We start from the raw sequence: 25840 nt of genomic DNA, 5'->3' as shown, positions 1-25840 counted from the left end.
TGTCGTACTTGCGAACCCCCGATCGCTGAAAACTGATAAACGATTATGAGTAACACAAGGAGTCAACAATTAAGAATCCTATTAGTGGAAGACGATGAGGATGATTTTATCCTCCTCAAAGATTTATTGTCTGACATCGAGGGAACTGAATTTACACTGGAGTGGGTTAGCAATTACGCAGCCGCACTAGAAGCGGTGCAAAAGAACCAGCACGAGATCTACCTATTTGACTGCCGTTTGGGCGAGTCTAATGGGCTAGAACTCCTGCGAGAGGCGATCGCCAATGGTTGTAAAGTTCCCGTTATCATGCTCACCGGCCAGGGAGAGCGGGAAAATGACCTCGAAGCCATGCAAGCCGGCGCAGCTGATTATCTGGTTAAAGGCGAGATTAGTGCTTCTTTACTAGAGCGATCGATTCGCTATGCCATCAATCGCAAGCAGACCTTGGAAGCGCTGCAAGAGAGTGAAGAACGATATGCCTTAGCCGCTCAAGGCTCTAATGATGGGTTGTGGGACTGGAATTTAACCACCAATGAAGTTTATTTCTCCGAACGCTGGAAAGCGACCATCGGTCTAAGCGATCAAGAAAAAGAGAATTTTAAATATTTCAATCAGTGGTTACAGCGGATTCATCCCGAAGATTTGGAGCGATTTAAAATGAAGTTGCGCAACCACCTCAAAGGCATTACTCCCTACTTTGAAAGCGAATATCGCATTCGGCATTGCAACGGTACTTACCTTTGGGCGCTCAGTCGAGGGCTAGCCGTTCGCACTGCTAACGGTCGTCCCTATCGCATCGCAGGCTCTCAGACCGATTTAAGCCATCACCGCGTTCTCTACGATCAGCTAACGGGTTTGTCGAACCGAACGCTCTTTATCGACCACCTAGAGCGTACCCTCAAGCGTACCAAACGACAACCTGATTATTTATTTGCTGTTATCTTTTTAGATTGCGATCACTTTAAGATAATTAACGACAGTTTGGGACATTTGGTCGGCGATCGATTGCTGATTCAAGTGGCAAAAAGACTGCTAAAGTGCCTGCGACCAGGAGATGTCGTCGCTCGTCTGGGAGGCGATGAATTCGCTATCTTGCTAGAAAACATCAGGGATATTAGCGATGCAACGCGGGTAGCCCAGCGAATTAATGACGACCTGATGAAACCCTTTAGCCTCATGGGTCATCTGGTATACATTTCGGCAAGCATCGGCATCGCTCTCAACTCGCAAAATTGCCAGAAACCGGAAGACCTGCTTCGCAATGCCGACACTGCCATGTATCGCGCCAAAGCTCTAGGGAAAGCTAGGTACGAGGTTTTCGATACTACCATGCACGCCCAAGTGCAGGCGCGATTACAGCTAGAAACGTCACTCAGACAAGCGCTCGAACGCAACGAATTTCATCTCAATTACCAACCGATTATCTCTCTGAGCACCAACAAAGGTATTGGTTTCGAGGCGCTGGTACGCTGGCGAAATCCAGATCGGGGCATTATCTCTCCAGCCGACTTTATCCCAGTAGCAGAAGAAACGGGGTTAATTATCCCGCTCGGTCAGTGGATACTTCAAGAAGCCTGTCGCCAGATGAAAGCGTGGCAGGAACAGTTCCCAGTCTGTCGGTCTTTGACGATGAGTGTCAACCTATCTCGCAAACAGTTGTCTCAACCCCATTTAGCCGGACAAATCGATCGCATTCTCAAAGGAACGGGCTTGTCGGCCAGCTGTCTGAATCTAGAAGTGACCGAAACGGGCTTGATGAACGAACACGAGGAAACGGCAGCGATAATTCTCTCCGAAATCAAAGAATTAGGCGTGCAGTTATCGCTAGATGATTTTGGGACGGGATATTCGTCGCTCAGTTGCATCCATTCTTTTCCCATTGATACGCTTAAGCTCGATCGCGCCTTCGTGAATAATATGCATATTGCTAGCAAGAATATGGACATCGTTCGAGCGATCGTTACTTTAGCACGCAGTTTAGGCATAAAAGTGACCGCAGAAGGCGTGGAAACCGCCGAACAACTGGCACAGTTACAAATCCTCAAATGCGATTGCGCGCAGGGCTATTTCTTTTCTAAACCGCTGGCACCAGAAGCTGTAACCGATTGGATAGCTAGTAATTTCCCAGAAATCGCGATAAAGTTTGCTTAACAATTGGGCAATACCATTAATTTCCCTACGACACTATTGCCAATTACCAATTGGATTGTCCCCATTTGAATTTCTACTATTTTCCCTTTTTTTCTACTATTTTCCACAATTGGGATCGGAAATTTTCCCAATTGGAGTGGGACTGACATCCTCAAGCGATCGCAATAGCCTTTAAAAAAGGTTAATAGAGCCTCATAAAAACTTTACTAACAGGAGTGAGAAATGACAAGAGGACAAAAAATCACCTTGTTCGCTCCGGCGATCGTTGCCACTGGCATCCTAGGAACTATTTTATTGCCATCTCAACCTGCTCGTGCCGATCTAATTAAGGATACTGCTGTAGGAGCAGCTACCGGAGTCGTTGCTGGAGAAATTCTCGATCGACGAAGCAGTACCTGGAAAAATGCGGTAGGAGGGGCGGCAGCGGGCGCAGCAGTCAGCGCGACGCATAATCGCAATAGCGGTACCCTTCCCAGTCTCATTCAAGATGCCGCAGTTGGGGCAGCAGCTAATGCAGTAACTGGCGAAATTACCAACAATAGCTCGCTAGGTAATAATGCCATCAAAGGAGCAGTCACTGGTGTAGTTGTCAACATCACTAAAGACTAAGTTCTAATTTCTTTATAGGGTGACTAACGAGTCAATTCCTCTTACGGGGGTCGATCGTTAAAAAGCTAATTTGAAGACCGTTGGGAATTTATTTGTGCATGATAGCCTGCCTGACTTAATGCAGTTGTGGCAGGTTTTTTTCATAATCCTAGCCCATTCTGGTTAAAATGCAATTGGCATGTAACTCAAAAGGCAAATCAACAAAACTCGGTCACAATTTCTCAAGTTGACTGAATTAGCTAAACTAAATTGGGGCTTGTAATTTAGATTTATGGATGGAATTTGTACCTTAGCTAACGACCGAGTTTACGACCAACTAATTGCTTTACTTAATAGCATTGAAGCCAATTCAGATTCGGAAACTCCCGTTTGTGTTTATCCTTACGACGACAATACCGAAAAAATTGCGGCTGAGATTGCCAAGCGCCCTAACGTACAGTTGTACGACGATCGCAACTCGATCGAAAAATGGGATAATTTTGCTCGGTCGGCTTGGGATACTCATCCGACTGCAAGAGAGCGTTGGGGTAAGGTAGGAAGTAGGGGATATCATCGCTTTGGCACCCATCGGCGCTATTGTGCATTCGATGCTCCTTTCGATCGCTTTCTTTACATGGATGCCGATACCTTACTCTTAGATTCGGTTGACTCGATCTTTGCTCGACTCGATCTCGACGATTGTATTGTTTATGACTTTCAGTATAAAGATCCTACTCACGTTTACGAACTTTCCTCAGCTAAGTTAACAGAAATTTTTCCAACACAAAGAATTAAATCTGAAATTTTTTGTTCGGGGTTTTATGCCTCTAAAAAAGATTTATTTGACGAAGAGAGAAGAAATTGGTTGCTCGATCGCCTCAAATCTGGAGAAGCAGAAATTCTCTATCCTATGGCTCCCGATCAAACTTTGATTAACTATATGATGATGCGATCGGGTTATTCGATTTATAATTTGTCGCTCCAGCTTTCTAAAAATCAAAGAACGGGGTGCAGCATTACTTCCAGGCATTTTAAAAGTAGAGATAACTTGCTCTACGATAAAGGCAATCGCTTGACTTATTTGCACTATATTGGGATTTGCTCCAGCGTCTTTGCTCAAGTCTGTGCGGGAGAAAATCTTAGCTTTCCCTATCGAGATATTTTCTTGTATTACCGCTATCTTTACGAACCAGAACAACGTCCCAATTTTAATGAGAAAGCGAAACCTTATCGACAATCTTCCAATCTGGCTAAAAAAGTCTTGAAAAAATTAGGATTGACATTTTGAGGTCAAATAGATGAATCGCGGCATTTATATAGTTGCTAATGATAAAGTTATCGAGAATGCGATCGCACTCCTAAATAGTATCCGCTATCATGACCGAGATGTTTCCGTTTTCTTGATTCCTTTCAACGAACAGTATAAAAAAGTAGCTAATATTCTCAAACAAAAGCATAATGTAGAAATTTTTCCCGATTTAGATTTCCTGGAAAAATTTACGCAAAAAGTTGGAGAAATTTTCGATAGAGATTTCTTAAACAACCCTAACAAAATGCGGAAATTTGTTCAGTGGTTTGGACCACTAGATGAATTTCTTTATATCGATACAGATATCCTAGTTTTTGAAAAAATTGTCGATATTTTAAACTATTTATCTGAATATGAGTTTGTTTGCTGCGATTATCACCATAAAAAAAGACAACTAGCCGATATTTTTTCTTCTGTAGTTAAAGAGCAAGGAATCTTTAGCGATCGCGAATTAGAAGATGTTTTTAATAGCGGCTTTTGGGCATCTAAAAAAGGAATATTTTCAGAATCTCAACTGTACGAATTATTACAAGAATGCGCCCAACATCGAGAATATTTTGACTTTTCTTACAAAACAACCGATCAACCAATTCTTAATTATATTGTTCTCAAAACAACACAAAAAAGACTGAATTTGGTTAAAATTTCCGATAAAGAACCCGGTAGCTGGGCAGGTTCCCAACATTTTACAGAAAAAGAGCATGTTTTATATGACGGAGAGAATCGATTGAGATACCTTCACTGGGCAGGTACGCCCATGATCCCTGGCGGCGCTTATCGAGAACTCTGGGAATACTACCGTTATTTGGGAGAAACAAAACCGCCTCAAGTTGTTTTGCCAACCCAACAAGAAAGTCAGTGGCAAAAATTCGTGGCTCAAGTTAAACAAAACATTAAAAAAGCGATCGGCAAGCGAAAATAAGAGTTTATAGCTTATCGAGCCAAAATAAAATTCTTGAAAATTGAAAAACGCCATTTTTCTTTACTCTATCGGAACGATATCGTGAAAATGGTTGTAGTCGATGTAGCGATCGCCATTGGGAGAGTCGCGAAGGACATCAACAAATCGATTGTTCCAGAGAATGTCTTGAGCGGCGTAAATGTGACGGGCGTGAATCGCCTGAGCGACAGTTTCGTCGATTCCGCTGAGCGAGATGACTAGAGTCGTTTGATTGTCAAATAAAGAGTCTGGCGTAGCGCCATAGAGAGGGCTATTTTCATCGATCGGGTGCATGGCAGCCCAAGTCAGTGCAAAGCTCGGCGATTGGTGTCTTAGCAGCTTGAGGTCATAGATCCGACGCATAAATTGCCCTTCGCTACTAATTTCGTCGCGCATGAGATAAACCTGTAACTGTGCTTCTAAAATCAGGTTGCGGCGCTGATTAGCCGCCCGAAACATGAGAGTGGGAACGCCATCGTAGGGGGCAATTACGGCAACGCGACTAAAGAGAACGCGAGCTGTAGGCAAGGAAAATCGAGCAAAGGCAAGTCCAGTGACGACAGCGATGGTTAATAAACTCGTAATCGCCGATAGCGTGACAATGATATTGGCGTAGGTAGTTTTTGGCGCGATGACGCCATAGCCAATCGATGCAAGCGTATGAACGCTGAAAAAAAACGTATCCTCAAAAGATCCCGGACGTGCTCCTTCCAGACAATCCCCGCCTGCCAGATATAACAGCGCAAAAAGGGCATTGAGGGCAATATAGGCGATCGCGACGATGGCAATAAATCCCCACCAAGAAATGGTCAGCATCATGTGATAGGGATCGCGCCAGTAGGAATACCAAGCGCCAAGACTGACTATTTGAAAGCGTCCGTCTTGGATTTGGATTTTAGCGACTGGAAACCCATGCTGACGAGCTTTTGCGGAATTTCTCTTTTGTCGAGGTTTCATAATTACCTTTGATTGCGATCGAAATCACGACGGGCGAGTGACAACTGTTGCTGAGGGAACCGTTTTTAGAGGGCATTCTGTTATTAAGAAGCCAAATTTTAAGGCGCTAATGATTAAACAAACTCTAAATACCCGCTCTTAGGACAATACAAGATGTTAACCCTAGTAGACAACCTAAAAAAAGTTAACCACATCTTGGTAATTGATGCTCCTAATTTGAGACGAACAGTTTCTCTTGAACAGCCTATGTACTCAATTGGTCGGCAGACGAGCAACTCAATTGTTATTTTTTCTCAAAAGTTGTCTCGCAAACATGCCACTATTCTAAGGAAAAATGAAAATCGAGACAACGGTCATTCATTTTGTATTATTGATGGAGATTTAGATGGAAATAAAAGCAAGAATAGCATTTTCGTTAACGGGAGAAAATGTCTAGAGCATGAGCTTAAACACGGAGATTTAATCAACCTATCTGATGATATTAGAATGAGTTATTACATTATTAATAACTCTTCAAATAAGCTTAATGTCGATCGCTATAAAGATAGCCAGATAATCCCTGAAAAATCCACCTCTTTTAATATTTCTAAAGAGCAATTCAAACAAACTCAAGTTATTATAAAAAACGAAATCGAAGAGGATAATAATTACGAGCTAACCAAATTAGCATCTTTAGTCGAATTAAGCCCAAATCCAATTATTGAAATTGATTGGGAAGGTCAAATCACTTATCTAAATTCAGCAGCCAGTCTAAAATTTTCCGATATTTATAAAACCAAGCTAGAGCATCCCATTCTCAAAGATTTACTAGAAAAAAATCAGCATCGCAATGGCAATTTATTAATTCGAGAAGTCAAAGTTGAAGAAGAAGTCTTTGAACAACACGTTCACTACTTATCTGAAAGCAAACTGATTAGAAGCTACATTTTTGATATTACCGAACGGAAACGAATCGAAGAAATTTTGCAATATCAAGCGTTTCACGATGCGCTTACCGAGCTGCCCAACCGCTCCCTCTTCCACGAACAGTTGGCACTGGCGATCGCCAATGCCCATCGCAATCAAACCCAAATGGCAGTCATCTTTCTCGATCTCGACTGTTTTAAGAACATCAACGACACCTTAGGACACAGCATCGGCGATCGCATCCTGCAACTATTTGCCAAACGCTTGAATGCCTGCTTGAGGGAGGGCGATACCATCGCGCGTTGGGGAGGCGATGAATTTACGATCCTGCTGCCCCACATTAAAAATATTGAAGAAGCTGCCAAGCTTGCCGAGAGACTGCTCGGAGAAATCAAACAGCCCTTTGAAGTCGACGAACACAAACTGTATGTCAAGAGTAGCCTTGGCATTGCTATCTATCCTCAAGATGGAGAAGATCCCGAAACGCTGCTCAAAAATGCCGACGCAGCCCTCTATCGCGGTAAAGAACAAGGTCGCGATCGCTATCAGTTTTATAGCTCGACCATGACTTCTAAAGTCTCGGAGTGGTTGCGACTAGAGCATCTGCTCCATCAAGCTTTAGCCAATGAGGAATTGTTCCTCGTCTACCAACCTCAACTCGATATTGAGAGTGGAAAGATCTTTGGTATGGAGGCGCTTCTGCGCTGGCACAATCCCGAATTAGGGCTAGTCTCGCCAGCCAAATTTATCCCGCTAGCCGAAGACAACGGACTGATCGTCCCTATCGGCGAATGGGTACTCAAGAGTGCCTGCGCTCAAATTAAAGCTTGGCAATTACTAGGAATAGAGCCGTTCAAGGTGTCGGTCAATCTCTCCGCCCGACAATTCCAAAACGCCAACCTAGTAGAGATGGTGACGCAAATCTTACAAGAGACAGAAATAGATCCTCAATGGCTGGAATTAGAAATTACAGAAACCATCATCATGCAAAATGTCAATTTTGCTCGTCGAGCGCTGGAGAGATTGCAGCAAATCGGCGTTCGTATCTCTCTAGATGATTTCGGAACCGGATACTCCTCTCTCAGCTATCTCAAACAATTTCCTTTCCATACCCTCAAAATTGACCAATCTTTTGTTCGCGATCTTAAAGAAAATTCTCGCGATACAGCAATTATTTCAGCAGTCATTGCTCTAGGACGCGGACTCAATCTGCGAGTCATTGCCGAAGGCGTAGAAACGCAGCAACAACTCGAATTACTGCGAAATCTACAATGCGAAGCCATACAGGGATATTGGTTGAGCAAGCCCCTGATTGCCACAGAGGTAGTCAACTTTCTGACTTGTCATACCAAAATGGCAGGGTAATTTTAAATTCACAAATACACAAATTATTTATTAATAGGAAGGCAAACATGGTTAACTCTCAAGCAGGTTCTCATATTCTCGTGATCGAAGACGAAAAATACAGAAGAACGATTTCTCTCGAAGAAGCAACCTACTCTATGGGTCGTCATAAGAGCAATGCGATCGTGCTCAACTCCAAGCAAGCCTCTCGCAAACACGCCACTTTAATTAGAAGACTCAACACCAAAACGAATAGTTACTCCTACTGGATTTTAGACGGCGATTTAGAGGGAAATAAGAGCGTTAATGGCGTATTTGTTAACGGAGAAAAATGCCTTGTCAAAGAACTCAAAAATGGCGATTTAATTAACTTCGGTTGTAGCGTTAACGCTAGCTATCACTGTACGACTAATGGGGCCGATACTTTCATCAATATAGAGCGCTTCAGAAATGGTAATGGCACTTTAAACGAACGAACCATAGGTGAGGTAACTGCCGTGAAGCCTAGAGAGACGACCTCATTCAAATCGACCTTGCGTGCAACTCTGACCCTGAATGACGATCGCCAAGACAATTTGAGTAGCAAAGAAACCATTCAAGAACAGGCGTTTCGCGATCCTCTTACCGATTTACCCAACCGAACCCTATTTCACGAGTATCTCTCTATCGCCCTCTCCAATGCTAAGAGAAATCAAAATCTAGTCGGCGTTGTTTTGCTCGATCTCGATAGCTTCAAACAAATTAACGATGGTTTCGGCTATCCTATCGGCGACCAGTTATTAAAATGCTGTGCCGACCGTCTCAACTCCTGTTTTCGCTCTGGCGATATCGTCGCCCGCTGGGGAGGCGATGAGTTTGCGATACTTCTGCCTCGCATCAGTCATATCGAGGATGTCAGCAAAATCGGTCAAAGAATTTTAGAGATCCTCCAGCAGCCATTTGAAGTGTCCGGTCAGAAACTTCAGCTAAGAAGCCAAATGGGGGTAGCCCTCTATCCTCAAGACGGGCAAGATGTCAACACGCTCGTAGAACAAGCGACAGCCAATCTGCGCCAAAATAAAGAGCGAAAGATAGATGGTTCTGCCTCGCAGGGTTCGACGGTAGATCCCAAGGCTGCTCAGCTATTTAAGGCGAAGAATGTCCTATCTCAAGCGCTGGCACAAGAAGAATTTTCCCTGTACTATCAACCGCAAGTCAACATTAGCAGCGGCGAAATTCATGGCATGGAAGCCCTCCTGCGCTGGAAGCATCCTCGCTTCGGACAAGTATCGCCCAGCAAATTTATCCCTCTAGCTGAAGAAACCGATCTCATTATCCCTATTGGCAAATGGGTTCTCAAGACTGCCTGCACTCAAAATCAAGCTTGGCAGAAAATCGGCTTGTCTGCTATGCCCGTCTCAGTTAACCTCTCGCCCCGACAATTGCAACACCCAGATCTCGTCAAAATGGTGGGACAAGTCTTAGATGAAACGGGACTCGCTCCTCATTGGCTGGAGCTAGAAATTACAGAAGCTGCCCTGATGCAAGACTTAGAATTAGCCGGGAAAGTACTGCGAGAGCTACAACAGCTAGGCGTTAGCATCTCGATGGATGATTTTGGGATCGGCTGTTCTTCTCTGGGCTACCTGAAACAATTTCCCTTCCATACCCTCAAAATCGCTCAGTCTTTCGTGCGAGAACTCAAAGAGGACTCCCAAGATGCGGCGCTGCTATCGGCTTTAATTACCCTGGGGCGCAGTTTGAATTTAAGAGTAGTTGCAGAAGGCGTAGAGACCGAGCAGCAAGTCGAACTCCTGCGCAGCTTACATTGCGAGGAAATGCAGGGTTATCGGTTCAGCAAACCGCTTCAAGCCGAAGAAGCTGCTAGACTTCTAGCCCTGAGTCCCATCGTATAAAAGAATAGTAGGGGTATAACAAGGCGATTTCATTCTAGTAGCCAGAGAAAAAATTCTCTGTTTAAGAGGCTAAAGTCTGTTTCAACTCAGATTTTGTACTATTCTCAGCAATTGCCTGGGAATTAATTCCCCGTCTCATATACTAAGTCGATTAAAATCGACTTAAACACTTATGCAGTTGCATGAAGACGACTCAAATGTGAGGCAGCGATAGAACATCCCTAACTGTGACTGTGACAAAGATCTCATTTGTCTTGTTTTCAACTCACAGTCCTTTTCACTGAAGTGCCGCACGATTGAGTTAGCTGAGTAGACAAGCTAACAACACGAACGTGCTACATCCAAAAACCTCTTCTAAAAAGTTGCCACTCCGTCTGGTTTTGGTTGTGCCTTTTATTGTGCAAATCTTTGCAGCAGTCGGACTGACGGGATGGCTTTCATTTTGCAACGCTCAGAAAGCGATTAACGATCTAGCCAGCCAGTTGCAGTTGCAAACGAGCGATCGCGTTGACCAGCACCTCGATAGTTATTTAAAAACCCCGCGCGCGCTTAATCAAATCAATGTGGATGCCGTAAGGTTGGGTCTGCTCAATCTGGGAGACATCAAAAAAACCGGGCATTACTTTTGGAAACAAATGCAAGCATTTGAAGATGTGGGTTATATCAGTTACGTACTGACGACAGGCGAATATACAGGCGCGGGACGCTGGATGGAAGGTAAGGGTGTTACCATCGATGAAGTTTCCGCCGATACCAAATGGAAAAACTATACCTATGCAACCGATAGTCAAGGAAATCGCACCGAAGTAGTCTTTACCTCTGATTACAAACCTTTAACAGAATCTTGGTATACGGACACGGTTCGGGCAGGCAAACCGATATGGAGTCAAGTTTTTCCCTGGAGTGACGTTCCAGATATTTTGTCGATCTCGGTTAGCTATCCGATTTACGACTACGCTAAAAAACTAAAAGGGGTCTTGAGCGTTGATTTCCGGCTTACAGGGATTGGCGATTTCTTGCATAATTTAAAAGTCAGTCCATCGGCAAAAACCTTTATTTTGGAGCGCAATGGACTACTGGTGGCGGCTTCTAGCAAAGAGAAATCTTATACTATCGACGCAAATGGCGAAGCGCAAAGACTCAAAGCAGTTGACAGTCAAGATCTCTCGGTTAGACTAACGACGCAGCATCTCATCGATCGCTTCGGCGACTTAAGTCAAATTAAGCAAAGCCAGCAACTTAACTTGAACGTCGAGGGCGAAAAGACGTTTGTGCGAGTCACGCCTTGGCAAGATGAATATGGATTGGATTGGCTGATTGTGGTGACATTGCCCGAATCTGACTTCATGAAACAGATTAACGCCAATACCCGCACCACTATTTTGCTGTGTTTGGCATCGCTGGCAATAGCAACCGCACTGGGAGTTTACACTTCTCGTTGGATTGCTAAACCCATCCTAAAGCTCGTTCGGGCAAGCAAAGCAATTGCTTCTGGCAACCTCGATCGCACTGTGGAAGTTGAAGGCATTGAAGAACTCAGCTTGCTTGCCCAATCCTTTAACTGCATGACGGGGCAATTAAAAGAGTCTTTTGAGACTCTAGAGCAAAGAGTTAAAGAGCGCACTGCTCAATTAGCCCAAGCCAAAGAGCGAGCCGAAGTAGCCAACCGAGCCAAAAGCGAATTCCTTTCCAACATGAGCCACGAACTGCGCACGCCTCTCAATGGCATTTTAGGCTATGCTCAGATTCTCAAGCGCGATCGCAACTTAAATTATTATATGAATTAGCCAGACTGGGTAGTATGCGCAAGATTCGAGATCGCTGTGCCTATTTAGAGGAAATCGATGAAAAATACCTTCCCTTTGCTAATAAAATTAAGGATCTCGCTCAAGGGTTTCAAGAAAAAGCGATCGTTACCTTGATAGAAAAATACCTCAATTTCGAAGGAGCCAAATGAGCGAAACTGATGTCAATCTCGTCAACCTCGATCCGAGAAACTTTACTATCTTAATTGTTGACGATAATTCCACTAATTTAAGCGTAGCGGTCGATTATTTGGAAGAAAGCGGCTTTACGGTTCTGGTCGCTCAAGATGGCGAAAGTGCTTTAAAGCTGGCAAAGTACGCTCGCCCACACCTGATCTTGCTCGACGTGCTCATGCCAGGAATTGATGGCTTTGAAACTTGTTGTCGATTGAAAAGCGATCGCGATACTAAAGATATCCCCGTAATTTTTCTAACTGCTTTATCAGATACGGAGGATAAAGTCAAAGGATTTAAGTTTGGGGCAGTCGATTACGTTACCAAACCCATACAAAGAGAAGAACTCTTAGCCCGCCTTACGACTCATTTGCGAATTCAGGCGCTCGCGCAACAACTGCAACAGCAAAACCAGCAATTGCAACAACAAGCCCTCGAACTCAAAGCAGCTAAGGAAGCTACCGAAGCTGCCAACCGAGAACTAGAACGCCTTGCTAATGTAGATAGCTTAACTCAGATTGCCAATCGTCGCTGTTTTGACGAACATCTCAACCAAGAATGGCGACGGCTGACGCGAGAGCAAGCGCCCCTATCTTTAATTCTCTGCGACATCGATTATTTTAAAGGCTATAACGACTACTACGGACATCAGGCAGGAGATGAGTGTTTGAGGCAAGTTGCCCAAACGATCGCTGAAATTCTCGAACGTCCCGGCGATTTAGTCGCTCGTTATGGCGGCGAAGAAATTGCTGCGATCTTGCCCAATACAAAGGCTGAGGGTGCAATCCAAATCGCCGAACTCATCCACTTGGGCATCAGACGACTTAAAATTCCCCACGTTCGCTCGACGGTCAGTTCCTATGTGACTTTGAGCTTGGGAATAAGTAGCCAGATTCCCAACCGTCAACTCAGTCCCGAATCTTTAATTGCTGCGGCAGATAAGGCGCTCTATACTGCAAAAGAGCGAGGGCGCAATCAGTATTATTTGTACGGAACTTAAGTTAAAAGTTGACTGACGCGGCAGGTCCTACCAGAGAGACGTAAGGTTCTAGAAAATAATTCCCAGCTACTTTTTGTGCCATCTCAGCAGTCACTCGTGCCACGGCTTCTTGAAACTGGGTATCAAATTCGAGTCCGAGTCCCAGAGTCTCGTACCAGCCAAATAACTGCGCCATTTCTGCATTGGTCTGTTTTCCCAGGGCATACTGACCTAAGAGTTTATTTTTAGCGGCTTGCAGTTCTTCTGATGTTAATTCTGTATGGCAGAGGCGTTCGGCTTCTGTCCGCAGTCCCTCTACGGCGATCGCGGTATTATTGGGCGAAGTTCCCATATAGAGGACAAACTGCGATCGCTCTAAACGAGTTGGATAAAATGCCGACACGTCGTAGGCTAAGCCGCGCTTTTCCCTTAATTCTACAAAGAGGCGACTGGAAAGACCATTGCCTAAATAGGTACTCAGTAACTTCAGCACCGGGTAATCGGGATTTTTAACTGCCGCTCCCAAATACCCCAACATAACGATCGCTTGTTGGGTTTCTTGCGGCGTAATTGCCAAACGGGGTTGAGGCACCAGTTCGGGAATCGGATACTCCTCTATCGACGTACTGGGAATTTCCCAATCCCCAAAGACTTGCTCGATTAGTTCGATTCCTTCTTCTAGCGTCAGGCGACCCGACAAACTGACAATTAAATTATCGGGACGAAAATAGGTTTGGTGACATCGTTCTAAATCGCGTCGGGTTAACCGGGAAACGGTTTCTTCTGTGCCTAAGATGGAGAGTCCATAGGGATGATTGGGGTACATGGCTTCTCTCAATTGATTGAAAGCAACATTAAAGGGTTGCTCCAACTGAGAACGGATATTTTGGCAAGTAATCTGTTTTTCTCGCTCGACCTCTAATTCGGGAAAAGTGGGCGATCGCAAAATGTCCCCAGCTAGCTTCAGCATCTGAGGAAAATCGCGAGAAACTGTCTTGAGACTCAGCACGAAGTAATCGGCTGCTGCATCGGCACTGAGACTTGCCCCAATCGATTCTACTCGTTCGGCAATCTCGACAGCCGATAATTTTTCCGTGCCTTTGGTTATAACTGTTGCCAACAGATGAAATAGTCCGGCTACCGACCGCGACTCCCATCTCGATCCCGCACCTTTTAAAAAAATTCGACCGGCGATCAAATCGGCGGCTTGATTTTCGATGGAGATTAAAGTAATACCATTATCGAGAACGACCTTCCGAACTGTTTGATTGTTGCCCGTGGATCTTACCATTTGCATTTGTTGTTTCTTGTCTGTTAGAAGTTAGGAGTTTGTAGTTTAGTTGAATTTTTCCCCACTACTACTAACACTAACTAACAAGGTTGCATTATGGTGATAGCATAGCGTTCTGGCGAGAGATATCGATGGGCAAGATACTGAAGTTCTAAAGGTTGAAATTGACCGATCGCCATTGGATAGAGCGCTGACATTTGGGCAGTTGCAATAGTCTGGTAATAGCCATATAAACCTGCTAACTGACCCGGAGTTTCTGTCGAAAAAGTATAGTCATCGATCAGCAAGCGTTTAGCGCGTTCTAATTCTGCTTCTGATATGGGAGTCGCTTGCAACTGCGCCAAGCGATCGCGGATAATTTGCTCGACGCTTTCTAAATGTTCTTCTTTCAGCCATGCTGCGATCGTAAATAAACTCGAATCTCGCTGGAGAGAAAAAGTACTTTCAATATGAAAGACTAATTGCTTTTCTTGTTGCAATTCTCGTACCAAACGCGAAGAACGGCTGCCAGCCAAGATGACGGATAGTAAATCCAATCCAAAGGCATCTTGGATCTGTTCTACGCCCGGTCCCATCCAACCCATAACTAGGCGGGCTTGTTCTAGCCTGGGTAGATACATCTGAGTGCGGCGAATACTTATCAACGGCGGTTCCGCTTCTACGATGCTGGGCGGGCATTCGGAGGGCGCGCTAAACTTGGCGAAGGAGTCCTCGATCAGAGATAGAGCGAGATCTTCTTCAATTCCTCCGACAATCGATACCGTCATATTCTCCGGTTGGTAGTAAGTGCGATGAAAGCACCGCATTTGATTGGGGGTGTGTTTCATCAGCCGCGCTTCGTCGCCTAAGATCGGTCTTCCATAGGGATGGCACTGATACATACTCCCGCACAATGTCTGAAATCCCAACCAATCGGGATCGTCATAGGAAGCACGAATTTCTTCTAAAACAACGTCTCTCTCTAGATAAAATTCTTCGTCTGGAATTTCGGCATGCAAGAGGATCTCTGCTAAGTAAGGCAAAGTATCGGCTAGGTATGGGGCTGCCGCCGTCAGGAAAAAATGGGCATAATCGTGGCTGGTAGCTGCGTTGGTCATACCGCCACTATGTTCGACAAGGCGATCGAACATTCCCGGCGGCAGGTATTTGGTGCCTTTAAAGATCATGTGTTCGAGAAAATGTGCCATTCCGGACCATTCATGGGGTTCGGCACTGGCTCCGGCACGCACCCATATGTCTGCCACCACTACGGAAGTCGCTGGCAGATATTGATGGATTACCGTTAACCCATGACTTAACTGAGTGACTTTGGCGGGAAATCGATCGGTTTCGAGGCGCTCTAATAGGTGTTGCAATCTTACCAATCGCAAAAAATAATCGGATTTATCTAATTATATTAGCGCTTTATGTCGAACCGTTAAAAAATTTATATGCGAAAATCTTGACATTTCTAAGTTTTGTCATCGGTCGTTTGTCATTGGTCGCTTGTGAAAAATCAAGTTGTTTGAGTGCGATCGCTATCTGGAATTGGGCAGCAGTTCCAGCTTAAAGGTTTCGTCATCAGAGGTGAGCGACACGCCTTGATAGCGCGCCCGCAGCACTAACCCCCGACCTAGTGTGGTTGAGACGGAAGTCACCCAACCCGTTCCCTGAGAACCCATGCCATAACTCACATCAAATTCCCAGCGAGACGGATCGTCTTTCGAGCCGTTCCCCGACTGATAGCGCCAGCCAACCGTAGTGAGGCGATCGTCTCGCTCCTCGGAATCGCGAGTTTCGTAACCGACTTTCAGCAAATGTGCCGAACCGGAATTGTCGTTCTTAAACAAACTATAGCCTACTTGTGAATTCATTCCCAGTGCATGGGGATCTCCATTGGTTTGATAGCTGAGCTGGAGATCGCCCAAATTAGAGTTAACGCCCCAACGCCATCTATCCTCACTATCGAGATTCGCTCTGGCAGAGAAAGCAAAATCATCGCTTTTTTGGGAGAATTGGATTCCACCAGCGAGAGTCTCGCTCTGATTGTGACGGCTGCCTGTAAAAGTTAAGCCAGGAACGGGCTGCCAATTAACCCCAAATTGGGAAGAAAGATAGTTCCCGTCAAAATTAATTCCCAATTGGGAGAATGGCTGAAAGTTTAGATTAACTCTCCAGTCATTGACTTCATTGGCGCTTGTCGCCGATGACATCTGGGGTAAAAAAAGATCGGATTCCTGACGGGAAATTTTTTCTAATTGAGCTGGAACTGGTTTGTCGTCAACGACGTTGACTCCCATGGTGAATTCTTCAAAAGCATTCCAGCGATAATTCCTACTTCTTCGCAATTCGCTTGGCGAAGCGAGAAAAACGTTTTCCTCGATTTTGGGTTCGTTGGTAGCGGGAAAGCTTAATTTAATGGGGACAGCATTGTGAGGATTGGTGTCTGCCCGGAACGTCTCGTTTTTGCTAGCAGACAAGGTGGGCCACTCGAAAAACGACTCGGTTTCTGGGGCATAGGGTGTCAGTTTCCAAATGAGGAGCGGGGGGAGTCCAACATCTCGATCGCGCTCAGCACCTACAAGTAAATCGATCGTCGTTCTTAAGTCATCCCACGATGGAAATTGCGATGATTCGGTAAGTTCGCTAACAATTTCTCCTATTTGCGGCTGGAGGTGTTCTCCTGACGGTTCTGCCCGGACGGGACTGGTCGCAAGCAGACAGCAGAAGAAGCCAAGCCAGCTAGATAATCGTTTTGTCATCATGTCGGTGAGTTGACTAACAATTGTCTACAACTATAGTTACAGAGTTCCCCGGAAAAACGACTTTGTAACATTGGGTTGGCTAATTATTACTACATCAGTTCACCCCAGGCTGTCCGCAAAAAATAGAAATTTTAATTTTTTTTAGGGACGCCAATAAAAGCGATCGCGTCCCCAATAGGATTAAACTTTTCCCACATTCACTTAACGACGGGAAGAAAGTGCCATTACGATCCGCAGCACGTACCAGAATAGCAGCGCCACCGAGGCAAACAATTCCAGCGAAGCAGCCACGTATTGATGGGGCGCGTAATGATGCATAATTTTTGAGGTGTCATAGAGAATTGCCGCCGATGCAAAGACGACCATGACGACTGAGAAGACAAGACCCAGGGTAAACCCAAAAATAATACTGCAAACGATTAAACCCAAGGCAATAAAGCCACCAATTGTCAAGATCCCGCCCAGAAAAGTAAAATCTGTACGAGTCGTAAAAGCCACGGTTGTCAACCCCGCAAACAGCAACAGAGTCAGAATTCCTGCCGTGGGGATGACGCTAGCATCCGAGAAAGTGGCGGCAATATAGAGTAGCGGCGCAAAAAGCAGCGCTTCGCCAAGGACATAAATTCCCAGTCCAATATCCTGAGTCTGCACGGAATCTGCTTGGGCACTCAGCGATCGCGCCAACCAACCGAGGAGCGCAAAGCCTCCCAAAATCCCTAACCAGGCAAATCGACTGGCGAGAACAAAACTGGTAAAGGCGGCGGCAATTCCCGTTTGGAAAAAGAGAAATTCTAATGCAATAAAGGCACCGACTGCTCCGGCGAGATGCGTATACGTTTGCTGGATAAATTTAGCGCGTTCGTTAGGTTGCGCTTGTGCGACAACAATCATTTTTTGACTTTGATAAGGCTAAACGAATTTATTTCGAGCTTAACAGAGCTTTTTAGAAATGACTGTAACGGCGATCGCTGACGTTTGGATTGGTATCTCTTCTGTTGATTGCTTTTTATCCATTCAATAGCGCTTCCACGAACTCGTAGCTCGAAAAAGGACGCAAATCCTCTATTCCCTCTCCCGCACCGATAAAGCGAATGGGTAAATTAAGCTGTTGGGCAACGGCAAGCGCGACACCGCCTTTAGCCGTTCCATCCAATTTGGTTAGCACCACGCCGCTGAGTTTAGCGACTTCGGCAAATACTTGTGCCTGACGCAGCCCATTTTGACCCAAAGTGGCATCCAAAACTAGCAGCGATTCCACCTTGGCATCGGCGGCTTTTTTGTCGATAATGCGGCGAATCTTCGCCAGTTCTTCCATCAAATTTTTCTTATTCTGCAACCGCCCTGCCGTGTCTACTAACAATAAATCTATGTTGCGGGATTGAGCTGCTGCAATTCCGTCATAAACGACTGCCGCTGGGTCGGTATTTTTGCCTGGATTAGCGATGACGGAAGTTCCGCTGCGCTCTCCCCAGACTTTTACTTGCTCTACTGCCGCAGCGCGAAACGTATCTGCCGCTACAATCAAGCAGCTATAGCCGGATTTTTGAGCTAGATGCGCTAGTTTGCCGATTGTGGTCGTTTTTCCGACCCCGTTAACTCCGGTTAGCAACCAGATATTGAGGGTGTCTTTTTCGGGGGCGAAGGCGGGATCGCCAAGATTTTTTAAAGGACGGTCTAGGATGTCGCGAAGAATTGTTTTGAGGTATTCGATTGCGTCTTCTGGCGGTAAGGCTTCTTCTCGCAATCTATTCTGTAGGGTGCTGATAATATAATCTGTTGCTTCTAGCCCGACATCTGCTTGGAGAAGCAGCGCCTCGATTTCCATTACTGCATCTCGGTTGAGCGGACCTTGACCGACAATTGCTTTGAGTTGGTTGACTAAGCTGCGACGGGTTTTCCCCAGTCCTTGGCGCAGCCGTTTGAGCCAGCTAATTTCTTCAGAGGAAATATCTTCTGGTTTGCGTCCTTGAGCAGCTAGAACTCTAGCCGACCAAACAAACTCTTCATCAAAGGGCAAATCGGCGGTTTCTGTCGGAGCTACAAAGGGAGCGACTGGCTCCTGCTTAGCTTTTGGTGCTGGCGTTTCAATTGCCGTTTCTTTGAGGATTTCTAGCCGATCTGATTTACGCATCCAAGCGGGCGCGGGACTTGGGGCGGAAGTTTCCGGTTCTGGCGCTGCGGCTTCTATTTCTGGTATTTCAACCGTTGGCGTTGAACTCGTGGCGATGGGAGCGGTTGTTTTTGCTGCCGATTCCACTGTTACGGTTTCGCCCTCGACAACGGTTTCTGTCGATTCGGACGGTGCCTGGGCTTGTTGGGCTTTTCGTTTTTGGATATTGGCAAAAGCGGTTTTTGCCCAGTTGAGATACTCATCTTGAGTCAAACTTGGTTCTTCTTTCGTCGATTCGGTATCGGTGGGTTGAGCCTCTGGCGGCGCTTGTTCTGGCGTTTGCTTTTGTTCTTCTGGTTGGGAGGGAGTTCCCGTCTGGCGGCGAAACCAATTAAACATAACAGCGATCGTTAATTCACTACACTAAACTCTCTGTAATCGATCTTAACGATTAGGATTGCCAAATCGATCGCCGGACTTTAGCTTTTAGCTTCGGCTTTTAGGCGATCGCTCACTCGCCTTAGCACGCCGTTGATAAAGCGATAGCCATCTTCGTCAGAATAGCGCTTGGCTAATTCCACTGCTTCGTTGATGGCAACTTTTTGGGGAATATCGAGAAATAACATCTCTGCTACCGCTATCCGCAAAATATCGCGATCGATCCTCGGCAGGCGATTTAATTGCCAATCCAAAAGCGAGGCTTCAATCTGTCGGTCGATCTCTCGACTCCTGCGATTGACTGTTCCAATTAATTCGATCGCGTATTCGCGAACTTCATACTGGCTCGACAGTTGCACTAATTCTGGTAGCTCTACGGCAATTGCTAGTCGATTAATGGCACTTTGAGTTAGCGCGATCGCTTCTTTGACCATTGCTTTAGCGCTTTCAAGGCTAGTAGCGCGGGTTTCGCTCTTTAATAATTGTTCGTTCCCGCGCGTGACTTCAGCCGCAGACGTTTCTAGCGTTTCGTGAATCTCGCCGATCAGCGTCCTAATAGCGGTTAAAACGAGATCGTCTAATTCTAGGCGATCGAGCTTATCTGAAGATCCTTTCAATTGACTTAGACTTAAGAGGGCGATTTCGCGGGCAACGCGGCGAGGTTGTAGACGAGGAGGCATAATGTAGAGAGGGGGAGAAGGGGAGGTAAGGGAAGCTACTAACGACTAACTACCGACGATCGATTGCTATTCGCTAAGATCGGTTACGGCTTGGCGTTTTTCGTTGGATGAGGGAGTTTCTAGGGACATTTTTTGATACGACCTTGGTAAAGAAAGCGGTACTGAGGCGGAAGGGGCATCAGCACTGACGATGCCGCCAGAAATGAGGATTTTAAAGGCATCTTCGATCGATATCGAAAGGGTAATTGCCTCTTCTTCTGGTACTATCGCATACCAACCCGACGTTGGGTTGGGAGTTGTGGGAATAAAAACGCTTAGAACGGGTTTGGAAATCTGAGACTGAATCATAGGACTAACTGTCCCAGTCACAAAACCAATACTCCAGACTCCTGGGCGGGGATATTCTATCATGACGACGCGGCGAAATTTGCTTTTGGAATCTTTAAAGAGGGTTTCGAGAATTTGTTGCAGGGTTTTGTAGACCGCTCCAGCTAGGGGTATTGCCTGTAGGATCTGCTCTCCCAAGTCCAGCAGCCATCGCCCGGCAATATTGCGTGCCATTAAGCCAATCAGCAAAATGCACAGGAGGGGAACGGCGAAGCCTACCAACAGGTTGAGCAGGTAGGTCACAATTGGATCGAGACCGTCGAAGGGATTTAGCTGTTTGGGAATCTGAGTCAGGAAATCGATGACCCAACTCGCTACGGTAATCGTTAGCCAAATAGTCGTAGCTAGGGGAATAACGACGAGAAGACCTGCTATAAGGTCGTTTTTTAGATCCTGCTTGAAGCGTTGGAGCACGGGGGGCAGATTCTTCATACCAGGGATGTTTTGAAATTAAGCCTACTGCTGTTTTAACCAAACGGTTCCTAATACAGCAGGGCGTGGAACATTCATAATTTTTTCTTAATAGCTATCAGTATATTTATTATTTTTAAGACTTGCAAAAAATTGTTTCAAGTATTGACATTTGGGTTTTGATTTGCATATGTAGCTTGAAACTGAAGCAAGACGTAATAGTTTATTAAGATTTTCAAACTAATTGTATCACAGTTGACAATTTAAAAAATCCCGCTCCGATTTTGGTGCGGGAAGTCAGCAGAGTTGTTTAAACTCTGGAGCGGCTGGTTTTCATGCTTCCCAAGCCTCTAAAACCAAGCCAGCCGATCGCGCTGTAACCGATTGCTAGCATTAAGCTACTCAACCCAACTCGTAGCCCTTGCTTGAGCGCTTCGCTTTTGGCTTGATTTTCTGCATTGCGTCGGATGTCAAGCAATTGAGTTTGCCATTGGTTTTTCAGCTCTTCCAATCGTTGTTTGAACTGTTGGGGGTTTTTCGCTAAGTCTCTCAGTCCTTGTAGTTGATCTCTAGTTTGACGCGCTTGTTCTAGGACTTGAGCATTAACCTGTCTTCCTTGAACTTGACCCGTTTCAATGACTTGGTTGAGTCGTGCGAGTTCTTGGTCGATGAGTTGAGGATTTTGGGAAAGTGTATTGATTTGAGCCAAACGATTTTTGATCTGTTCTTCTCCCTGTCCGGCTCCCTGCTGGATTTGCTCTAAGGCGGCAGTTTTAGCTTGATTGAGATTGTTTAAGTGAACGGGCACTAACAGCAAGAATAACAGCCCCAGAACGCTTGCCAGAATAAATACAGGCAGCCTCAATCCCGGTCCCTTGGCAGGACTGCCACTATTGCTATCGATCCAGTATCCCACCAAGATAAGAGCCATACCTACCATGGGAACGATCCCGCGATCGACGATACTGGTGACGAAGTTAATTTGCCATTGGGCACTTTGCCAGTTAAAAGGAATTCCCAGAGTCACATAGTCGAGTAATGAGGAGAGAATAAAGATCGCCCCGATTAATTTGAGGGATAAGGAAGTAAATGTCGAGCTATTCATCGCTTTTATGGTCGATTGTTTACAAATTAGGAATTAAGGCAATGAAATCTAAACTATCATGAGGGTGACTGATATAAAAATCGAACTATCGATTATTAGAGATAAAAATAGAGTCTGTTACATCTTGACAGAGAGAGGTCGGAATTGAAAACTCAAAGTTGCCTGAGAACGACCTACCATTATTGTTAAATAATGCTGATTCCGTAACAGTTCTTTTCTCTAGAACGCAGTCCTTGTTGCAGAATATGCTGAATTTCGATCCCTGAATTTTTGTAAATATCACTTCAATATAATATAGATAAACCGAAACCAATGGGATGTAAAGTTTTTTTGAAGTTTGCTTGAGAGTTTAAGCAGCATTCTGAAAAAGAAGGAGAACCTTGTCAGACAAGGGAATAGTGATGAAAAAAGTAGTTGAGATTTTGCCCGACAAACAAGCACTCGTAGAGCGATCGCTGACTCTCGTACTAGAAAAAATGCAGAGCGCCATTCGAGAGCGAGGGCAGTGTACGCTAGCTTTATCAGGAGGCAGTACTCCTAAACCCTTGTACGAAGCCCTGGCGGAGCAACCTTTACCTTGGGAAAAGATTCAGGTATTTTGGGGTGACGAGCGCTATGTTCCGGCAGAGCATCCCGAAAGCAATCAGCGAATGGCTCGTCAAGCTTGGCTCGATCGGATTAGCATTCCGGCTACCAATATTCACCCCATGCCGACGAGTGCAGGCGATCCCGCCCGCGATGCCCAAAACTACGAAACAGAATTGCAGCAATGGTTTAAGCTTCATGGCGGAGAAGTTCCCGTTTTTGATATCGTGTTATTGGGCATTGGAGATGACGGACATACGGCATCTTTATTTCCTCGTACCGAGGCACTTAAAGTCAGCGATCGCTTGGTGACAGTGGGCAACAAAGACGGTCAACCTCGTCTAACCTTTACTGCCCATCTGATTAACCAAGCGCGTTGCGTTATCTTTCTAGTCGCGGGCAAAAGCAAACGACCTGCTCTAAAGCAAATTTTTGCTTCTTCAGGAGATGAGATGAAATATCCCGCGCGATTAGTTCAACCCAAGGGAGAACTGTGGTGGCTGCTAGATAAAGCAGCCGGAGCAGAACTGAATTCAGCGACCAGTGACCAGTGACCGGCGACCAGTCTCTTAAAGCTAATAATTGGTAACTGACAACTGATAATTAACAACTGATAACTGATAACCGATAACTGATGAGTGACTATGATTGTCTGCCCTCATTGCAACCACCAAAATCCTGACGAAGCAATTCAGTGCGAAGCTTGCTACACGCCTTTGCCGACAACGACTAACTGTCCGAACTGCGGCGCTCCCGTACAGACGGACGCAACTTTTTGCGGTCAGTGCGGCTTTAGTTTGAAACAGGAGATGGGCGACTCTGCTGATGACATTCCAGAGACAATCGTCAGTTCCAACAGAGTTTCGGCTAGCGAAAGCGAGAAGGAAGAAGCGATCGCGGTGGCGCAATCCATTCAAACCAAGCCAGTAAACCTAGCTAATTCGGCTGTGGCAGCAACGGATGGCGCTCGCGTCGGAAAGGGTTCCGACGCTGCGTCTTCTAAGCCAGGTGTGGCGGCATCCTCCGAACCCAAGCCAATCGTGCCGCCTCCATCAGCCGCTCCTTCTGTTTCGGCGAACCCAAAAGCCACCAAACCAGAGCCAGAAGCAGGTTCGCTTGTACTGCCAGAGCCGCCTAGCAAGCCATTGTCCGTACCGAAATCGGCACCTAAAGTTAGCTCGCCACCATCTCCGCCTCCCACCCCCTATCCTTCGACTCCTATGGCTGGCAGCGCTCCGACAAGACTACAAATTCAAACGGCGAGTTTGTTGCACGTTCAAACGCAAACTCGGATCGAACTCTCCTATGCTCTACCCGTGATTCACATTGGTAAGCCTAACGAGCAGATTCCTCCCGATGTCGATGTTTCTGGTTTTCCAGATTCGGAAATTGTCTCTCGCGTCCATGCGGATATTCGCGTGGAGGGAGATACTTTCTATATAGAAGATATGGGCAGTTCTAATGGAACCTATATCAACCACACGCCTCTTCTACCAGGCAATCGCCATCGACTTAGAAGTGGCGATCGCATCGGTTTGGGCAAGGGAGATAAAGTGACGTTTATCTTCCAATTGAGTTGAAATGGCTGTAGGGGCAAAGTATTTCTTGCTCCTACCGATCTCCGATTCAGGGTGAGCTATGCGAACGAATTGGCGAATTGGATCTTTATTTGGCATCCCTTTTTATATAGATTCCTCATGGTTTTTGATTTTAGCTTTTGTTACTTTTATCAATGCAGGGGATGTCAATGCTAGCGGTTTGTCTGGCAGTTCGCCGCTGCTGGGCTGGTTTGCTGGACTGATACTGGCTCTGTTGCTTTTTGCTTCGGTGTTGTTACACGAGTTGGGTCACAGTCTGATAGCCCGTTCTCAGGGAATTTCCGTCAATTCTATTACCCTGTTTCTTTTCGGGGGCATTGCTTCGCTCGACCGAGAATCAAAAACGCCTGGAGAAGCTTTTCTAGTGGCGATCGCGGGACCAGTTGTCAGTTTGATACTGTTTGCATTGTTTTTTAGCCTGACTCGCTTGGGCAGCGAATCTAGCCTGTTGGGATTTGTTGCTGCTGATTTAGCTGAGATTAATCTAGTTTTGGCATTATTCAACTTAATTCCAGGACTGCCCCTAGATGGCGGGCAAGTTTTAAAAGCTGTTGTCTGGAAATGTACAGGCGATCGCCTCTCAGGTATGCGCTGGGCTTCTGCAAGCGGAAAGTTAATGGGATTTTTGGGAATCTCGGCTGGCTTGTTGCTCGTTTTGCTAACCGGAGAAATTAGCGCTGCTTGGATTGCTCTGATTGGTTGGTTCGTCTTGCGTAATGCCAGCGCTTACGATCGCCTGACTGGGTTGCAAGAGAGTTTGTTAAATTTAGTGGCAGCCGATGCGATGGATCGCGAGTTTCGAGTTATTAACGCCAATCTAACGCTGCGAGATTTTGCCCAAGAATATATTCTTGCCGAGATAACTGCTCCTGGCACTTACTACGCTGCTTCTGAGGGACGCTATCGCGGTTTGATTCGGATCAAAGATTTACACTCGATAGAACGCAGCGAATGGGAGAGTAAAACTTTGGCAGATATCGCCCATCCCTTAACCGAAATCCCTTCGGTGCAAGAAAAGACTTCTTTGGTAGAAGTCATCAATCGCTTAGAACAGATAGAGGACAGGCGGATTACAGTGCTGTCTCCGGCGGGTGCAGTAGCTGGCGTTATCGATCGCGGCGATCTCGTTAAAGCCATAGCCGTTAAGCAAAATCTGCCTATTCCCGATGCAGAAATCAAGCGAATCAAAGCCGAGGGAACATATCCAGCTTATATGCAACTAGCTGCGATCGCTAAATCAGTAATCAGTAATCAGTAATCATTTAATCCCATAGGCAAAGAATTCCGCGATCGAATCAGGAAATTCATTCCTTTGTGGTGGGGTGAAGTTTCGCTATAGATATTAAAAGTTTTATTGAATGTACTTGTTAATTGAAAGAAAGTTCTTACCTATACTTGACAAATTCCTAAAGTATAGGAGTAGGACTACTTTTAATTCTTAGC

20 protein-coding genes and 1 pseudogene are annotated in these 25840 nt (G+C 45.7%); 12 read left to right on the top strand and 9 right to left on the bottom strand.

Annotated features, from left to right (window positions below):
* The first annotated feature begins 45 nt into the window (after positions 1-45).
* The 4 genes from PLE7327_RS12175 (at position 46) to PLE7327_RS12160 (ending at position 4970) form a co-directional block, all read left to right on the top strand.
* Positions 46-2151 carry a bifunctional diguanylate cyclase/phosphodiesterase gene (locus tag PLE7327_RS12175; RefSeq protein WP_015144130.1) on the top strand — a complete coding sequence of 702 codons (2106 nt, stop codon included), beginning with the start codon at positions 46-48 and terminating at the stop codon, positions 2149-2151.
* Between the two features lie 222 nt (positions 2152-2373).
* Positions 2374-2760, top strand: a complete 387-nt coding sequence (locus tag PLE7327_RS12170) for a YMGG-like glycine zipper-containing protein (protein WP_015144129.1) — start codon at positions 2374-2376, stop codon at positions 2758-2760.
* Between the two features lie 271 nt (positions 2761-3031).
* Entirely contained in the window at positions 3032-4027 is a 996-nt protein-coding gene (locus PLE7327_RS12165; protein ID WP_015144128.1) for an Npun_R2821/Npun_R2822 family protein, read from the top strand.
* Positions 4028-4037: 10 nt separating this feature from the next.
* On the top strand, positions 4038-4970 hold the full coding sequence (locus PLE7327_RS12160) for an Npun_R2821/Npun_R2822 family protein (protein WP_015144127.1): 933 nt from the start codon (positions 4038-4040) through the stop codon (positions 4968-4970).
* A 60-nt stretch (positions 4971-5030) separates the two neighbouring features.
* Here PLE7327_RS12160 and PLE7327_RS12155 read toward each other — a convergent pair whose 3' ends face one another.
* Entirely contained in the window at positions 5031-5945 is a 915-nt protein-coding gene (locus PLE7327_RS12155) for an ion channel (protein ID WP_015144126.1), read from the bottom strand.
* Positions 5946-6098: 153 nt separating this feature from the next.
* Between PLE7327_RS12155 and PLE7327_RS12150 the strand changes: the two genes are divergently transcribed.
* The 5 genes and pseudogenes from PLE7327_RS12150 to PLE7327_RS12135 all read left to right on the top strand — a co-directional run bounded on the left by PLE7327_RS12150 (position 6099) and on the right by PLE7327_RS12135 (position 13069).
* Positions 6099-8216 (top strand): EAL domain-containing protein, encoded by a 2118-nt coding sequence (locus PLE7327_RS12150; protein ID WP_015144125.1) that lies wholly within the window; start codon positions 6099-6101, stop codon positions 8214-8216.
* A gap of 47 nt (positions 8217-8263) precedes the next feature.
* Entirely contained in the window at positions 8264-10090 is a 1827-nt protein-coding gene (locus tag PLE7327_RS12145; protein WP_015144124.1) for an EAL domain-containing protein, read from the top strand.
* Positions 10091-10422: 332 nt separating this feature from the next.
* Positions 10423-11862 (top strand): annotated as a pseudogene (locus PLE7327_RS26250) (cache domain-containing protein); the annotation flags it as partial.
* A 29-nt stretch (positions 11863-11891) separates the two neighbouring features.
* Complete coding sequence (locus tag PLE7327_RS24860) at positions 11892-12047, top strand: hypothetical protein (RefSeq protein ID WP_186005318.1); 156 nt, start codon at positions 11892-11894, stop codon at positions 12045-12047.
* Positions 12044-13069, top strand: a complete 1026-nt coding sequence (locus PLE7327_RS12135; protein ID WP_015144122.1) for a diguanylate cyclase domain-containing protein — start codon at positions 12044-12046, stop codon at positions 13067-13069. Before PLE7327_RS24860 ends, PLE7327_RS12135 begins: the two co-directional genes overlap by 4 nt.
* Before the next feature lies 1 nt (position 13070).
* On the opposite strand, the gene PLE7327_RS12130 is transcribed toward PLE7327_RS12135, so the two are convergent.
* The 8 genes from PLE7327_RS12130 to PLE7327_RS12095 form a co-directional block, all read right to left on the bottom strand.
* Positions 13071-14345: a pitrilysin family protein gene (locus PLE7327_RS12130; RefSeq protein ID WP_015144121.1), complete on the bottom strand. Its 1275-nt coding sequence runs from the start codon at positions 14343-14345 to the stop codon at positions 13071-13073.
* Positions 14346-14419: 74 nt separating this feature from the next.
* The gene (locus PLE7327_RS12125) at positions 14420-15694 is read right to left on the bottom strand and encodes a pitrilysin family protein (protein ID WP_041392092.1); all 1275 of its coding nucleotides are present in this window, start codon (positions 15692-15694) and stop codon (positions 14420-14422) included.
* 162 nt (positions 15695-15856) lie between these two features.
* On the bottom strand, positions 15857-17083 hold the full coding sequence (locus PLE7327_RS12120; protein ID WP_015144119.1) for a hypothetical protein: 1227 nt from the start codon (positions 17081-17083) through the stop codon (positions 15857-15859).
* Between the two features lie 201 nt (positions 17084-17284).
* Positions 17285-17974 (bottom strand): Bax inhibitor-1 family protein, encoded by a 690-nt coding sequence (locus PLE7327_RS12115; protein WP_015144118.1) that lies wholly within the window; start codon positions 17972-17974, stop codon positions 17285-17287.
* 115 nt (positions 17975-18089) lie between these two features.
* Positions 18090-19592: a signal recognition particle-docking protein FtsY gene (gene ftsY / locus PLE7327_RS12110; RefSeq protein ID WP_015144117.1), complete on the bottom strand. Its 1503-nt coding sequence runs from the start codon at positions 19590-19592 to the stop codon at positions 18090-18092.
* An 80-nt stretch (positions 19593-19672) separates the two neighbouring features.
* On the bottom strand, positions 19673-20311 hold the full coding sequence (nusB, locus tag PLE7327_RS12105; protein ID WP_015144116.1) for a transcription antitermination factor NusB: 639 nt from the start codon (positions 20309-20311) through the stop codon (positions 19673-19675).
* A 66-nt stretch (positions 20312-20377) separates the two neighbouring features.
* On the bottom strand, positions 20378-21112 hold the full coding sequence (locus PLE7327_RS12100; protein WP_041393210.1) for a DUF502 domain-containing protein: 735 nt from the start codon (positions 21110-21112) through the stop codon (positions 20378-20380).
* 307 nt (positions 21113-21419) lie between these two features.
* Positions 21420-22214, bottom strand: coding sequence for an HpsJ family protein (locus PLE7327_RS12095; protein ID WP_015144114.1), 795 nt, complete (start codon positions 22212-22214; stop codon positions 21420-21422).
* Between the two features lie 401 nt (positions 22215-22615).
* On the opposite strand from PLE7327_RS12095, the gene pgl reads away from it, so the two are divergent.
* From pgl to PLE7327_RS12080, 3 genes are all read left to right on the top strand, one after another.
* Positions 22616-23353, top strand: a complete 738-nt coding sequence (pgl, locus tag PLE7327_RS12090; RefSeq protein WP_041392087.1) for a 6-phosphogluconolactonase — start codon at positions 22616-22618, stop codon at positions 23351-23353.
* A gap of 90 nt (positions 23354-23443) precedes the next feature.
* Positions 23444-24379, top strand: coding sequence for an FHA domain-containing protein (locus PLE7327_RS12085; protein WP_015144112.1), 936 nt, complete (start codon positions 23444-23446; stop codon positions 24377-24379).
* A gap of 58 nt (positions 24380-24437) precedes the next feature.
* Positions 24438-25655 (top strand): site-2 protease family protein, encoded by a 1218-nt coding sequence (locus PLE7327_RS12080; RefSeq protein ID WP_015144111.1) that lies wholly within the window; start codon positions 24438-24440, stop codon positions 25653-25655.
* The last annotated feature ends 185 nt before the right edge of the window (positions 25656-25840 follow it).

The organism is Pleurocapsa sp. PCC 7327, from assembly GCF_000317025.1.
Taxonomy (GTDB): domain Bacteria; phylum Cyanobacteriota; class Cyanobacteriia; order Cyanobacteriales; family Microcystaceae; genus Hydrococcus.
Note: the sequence above shows the minus strand (reverse complement) of the source record. Positions and strands in the feature narration are given on the sequence as shown.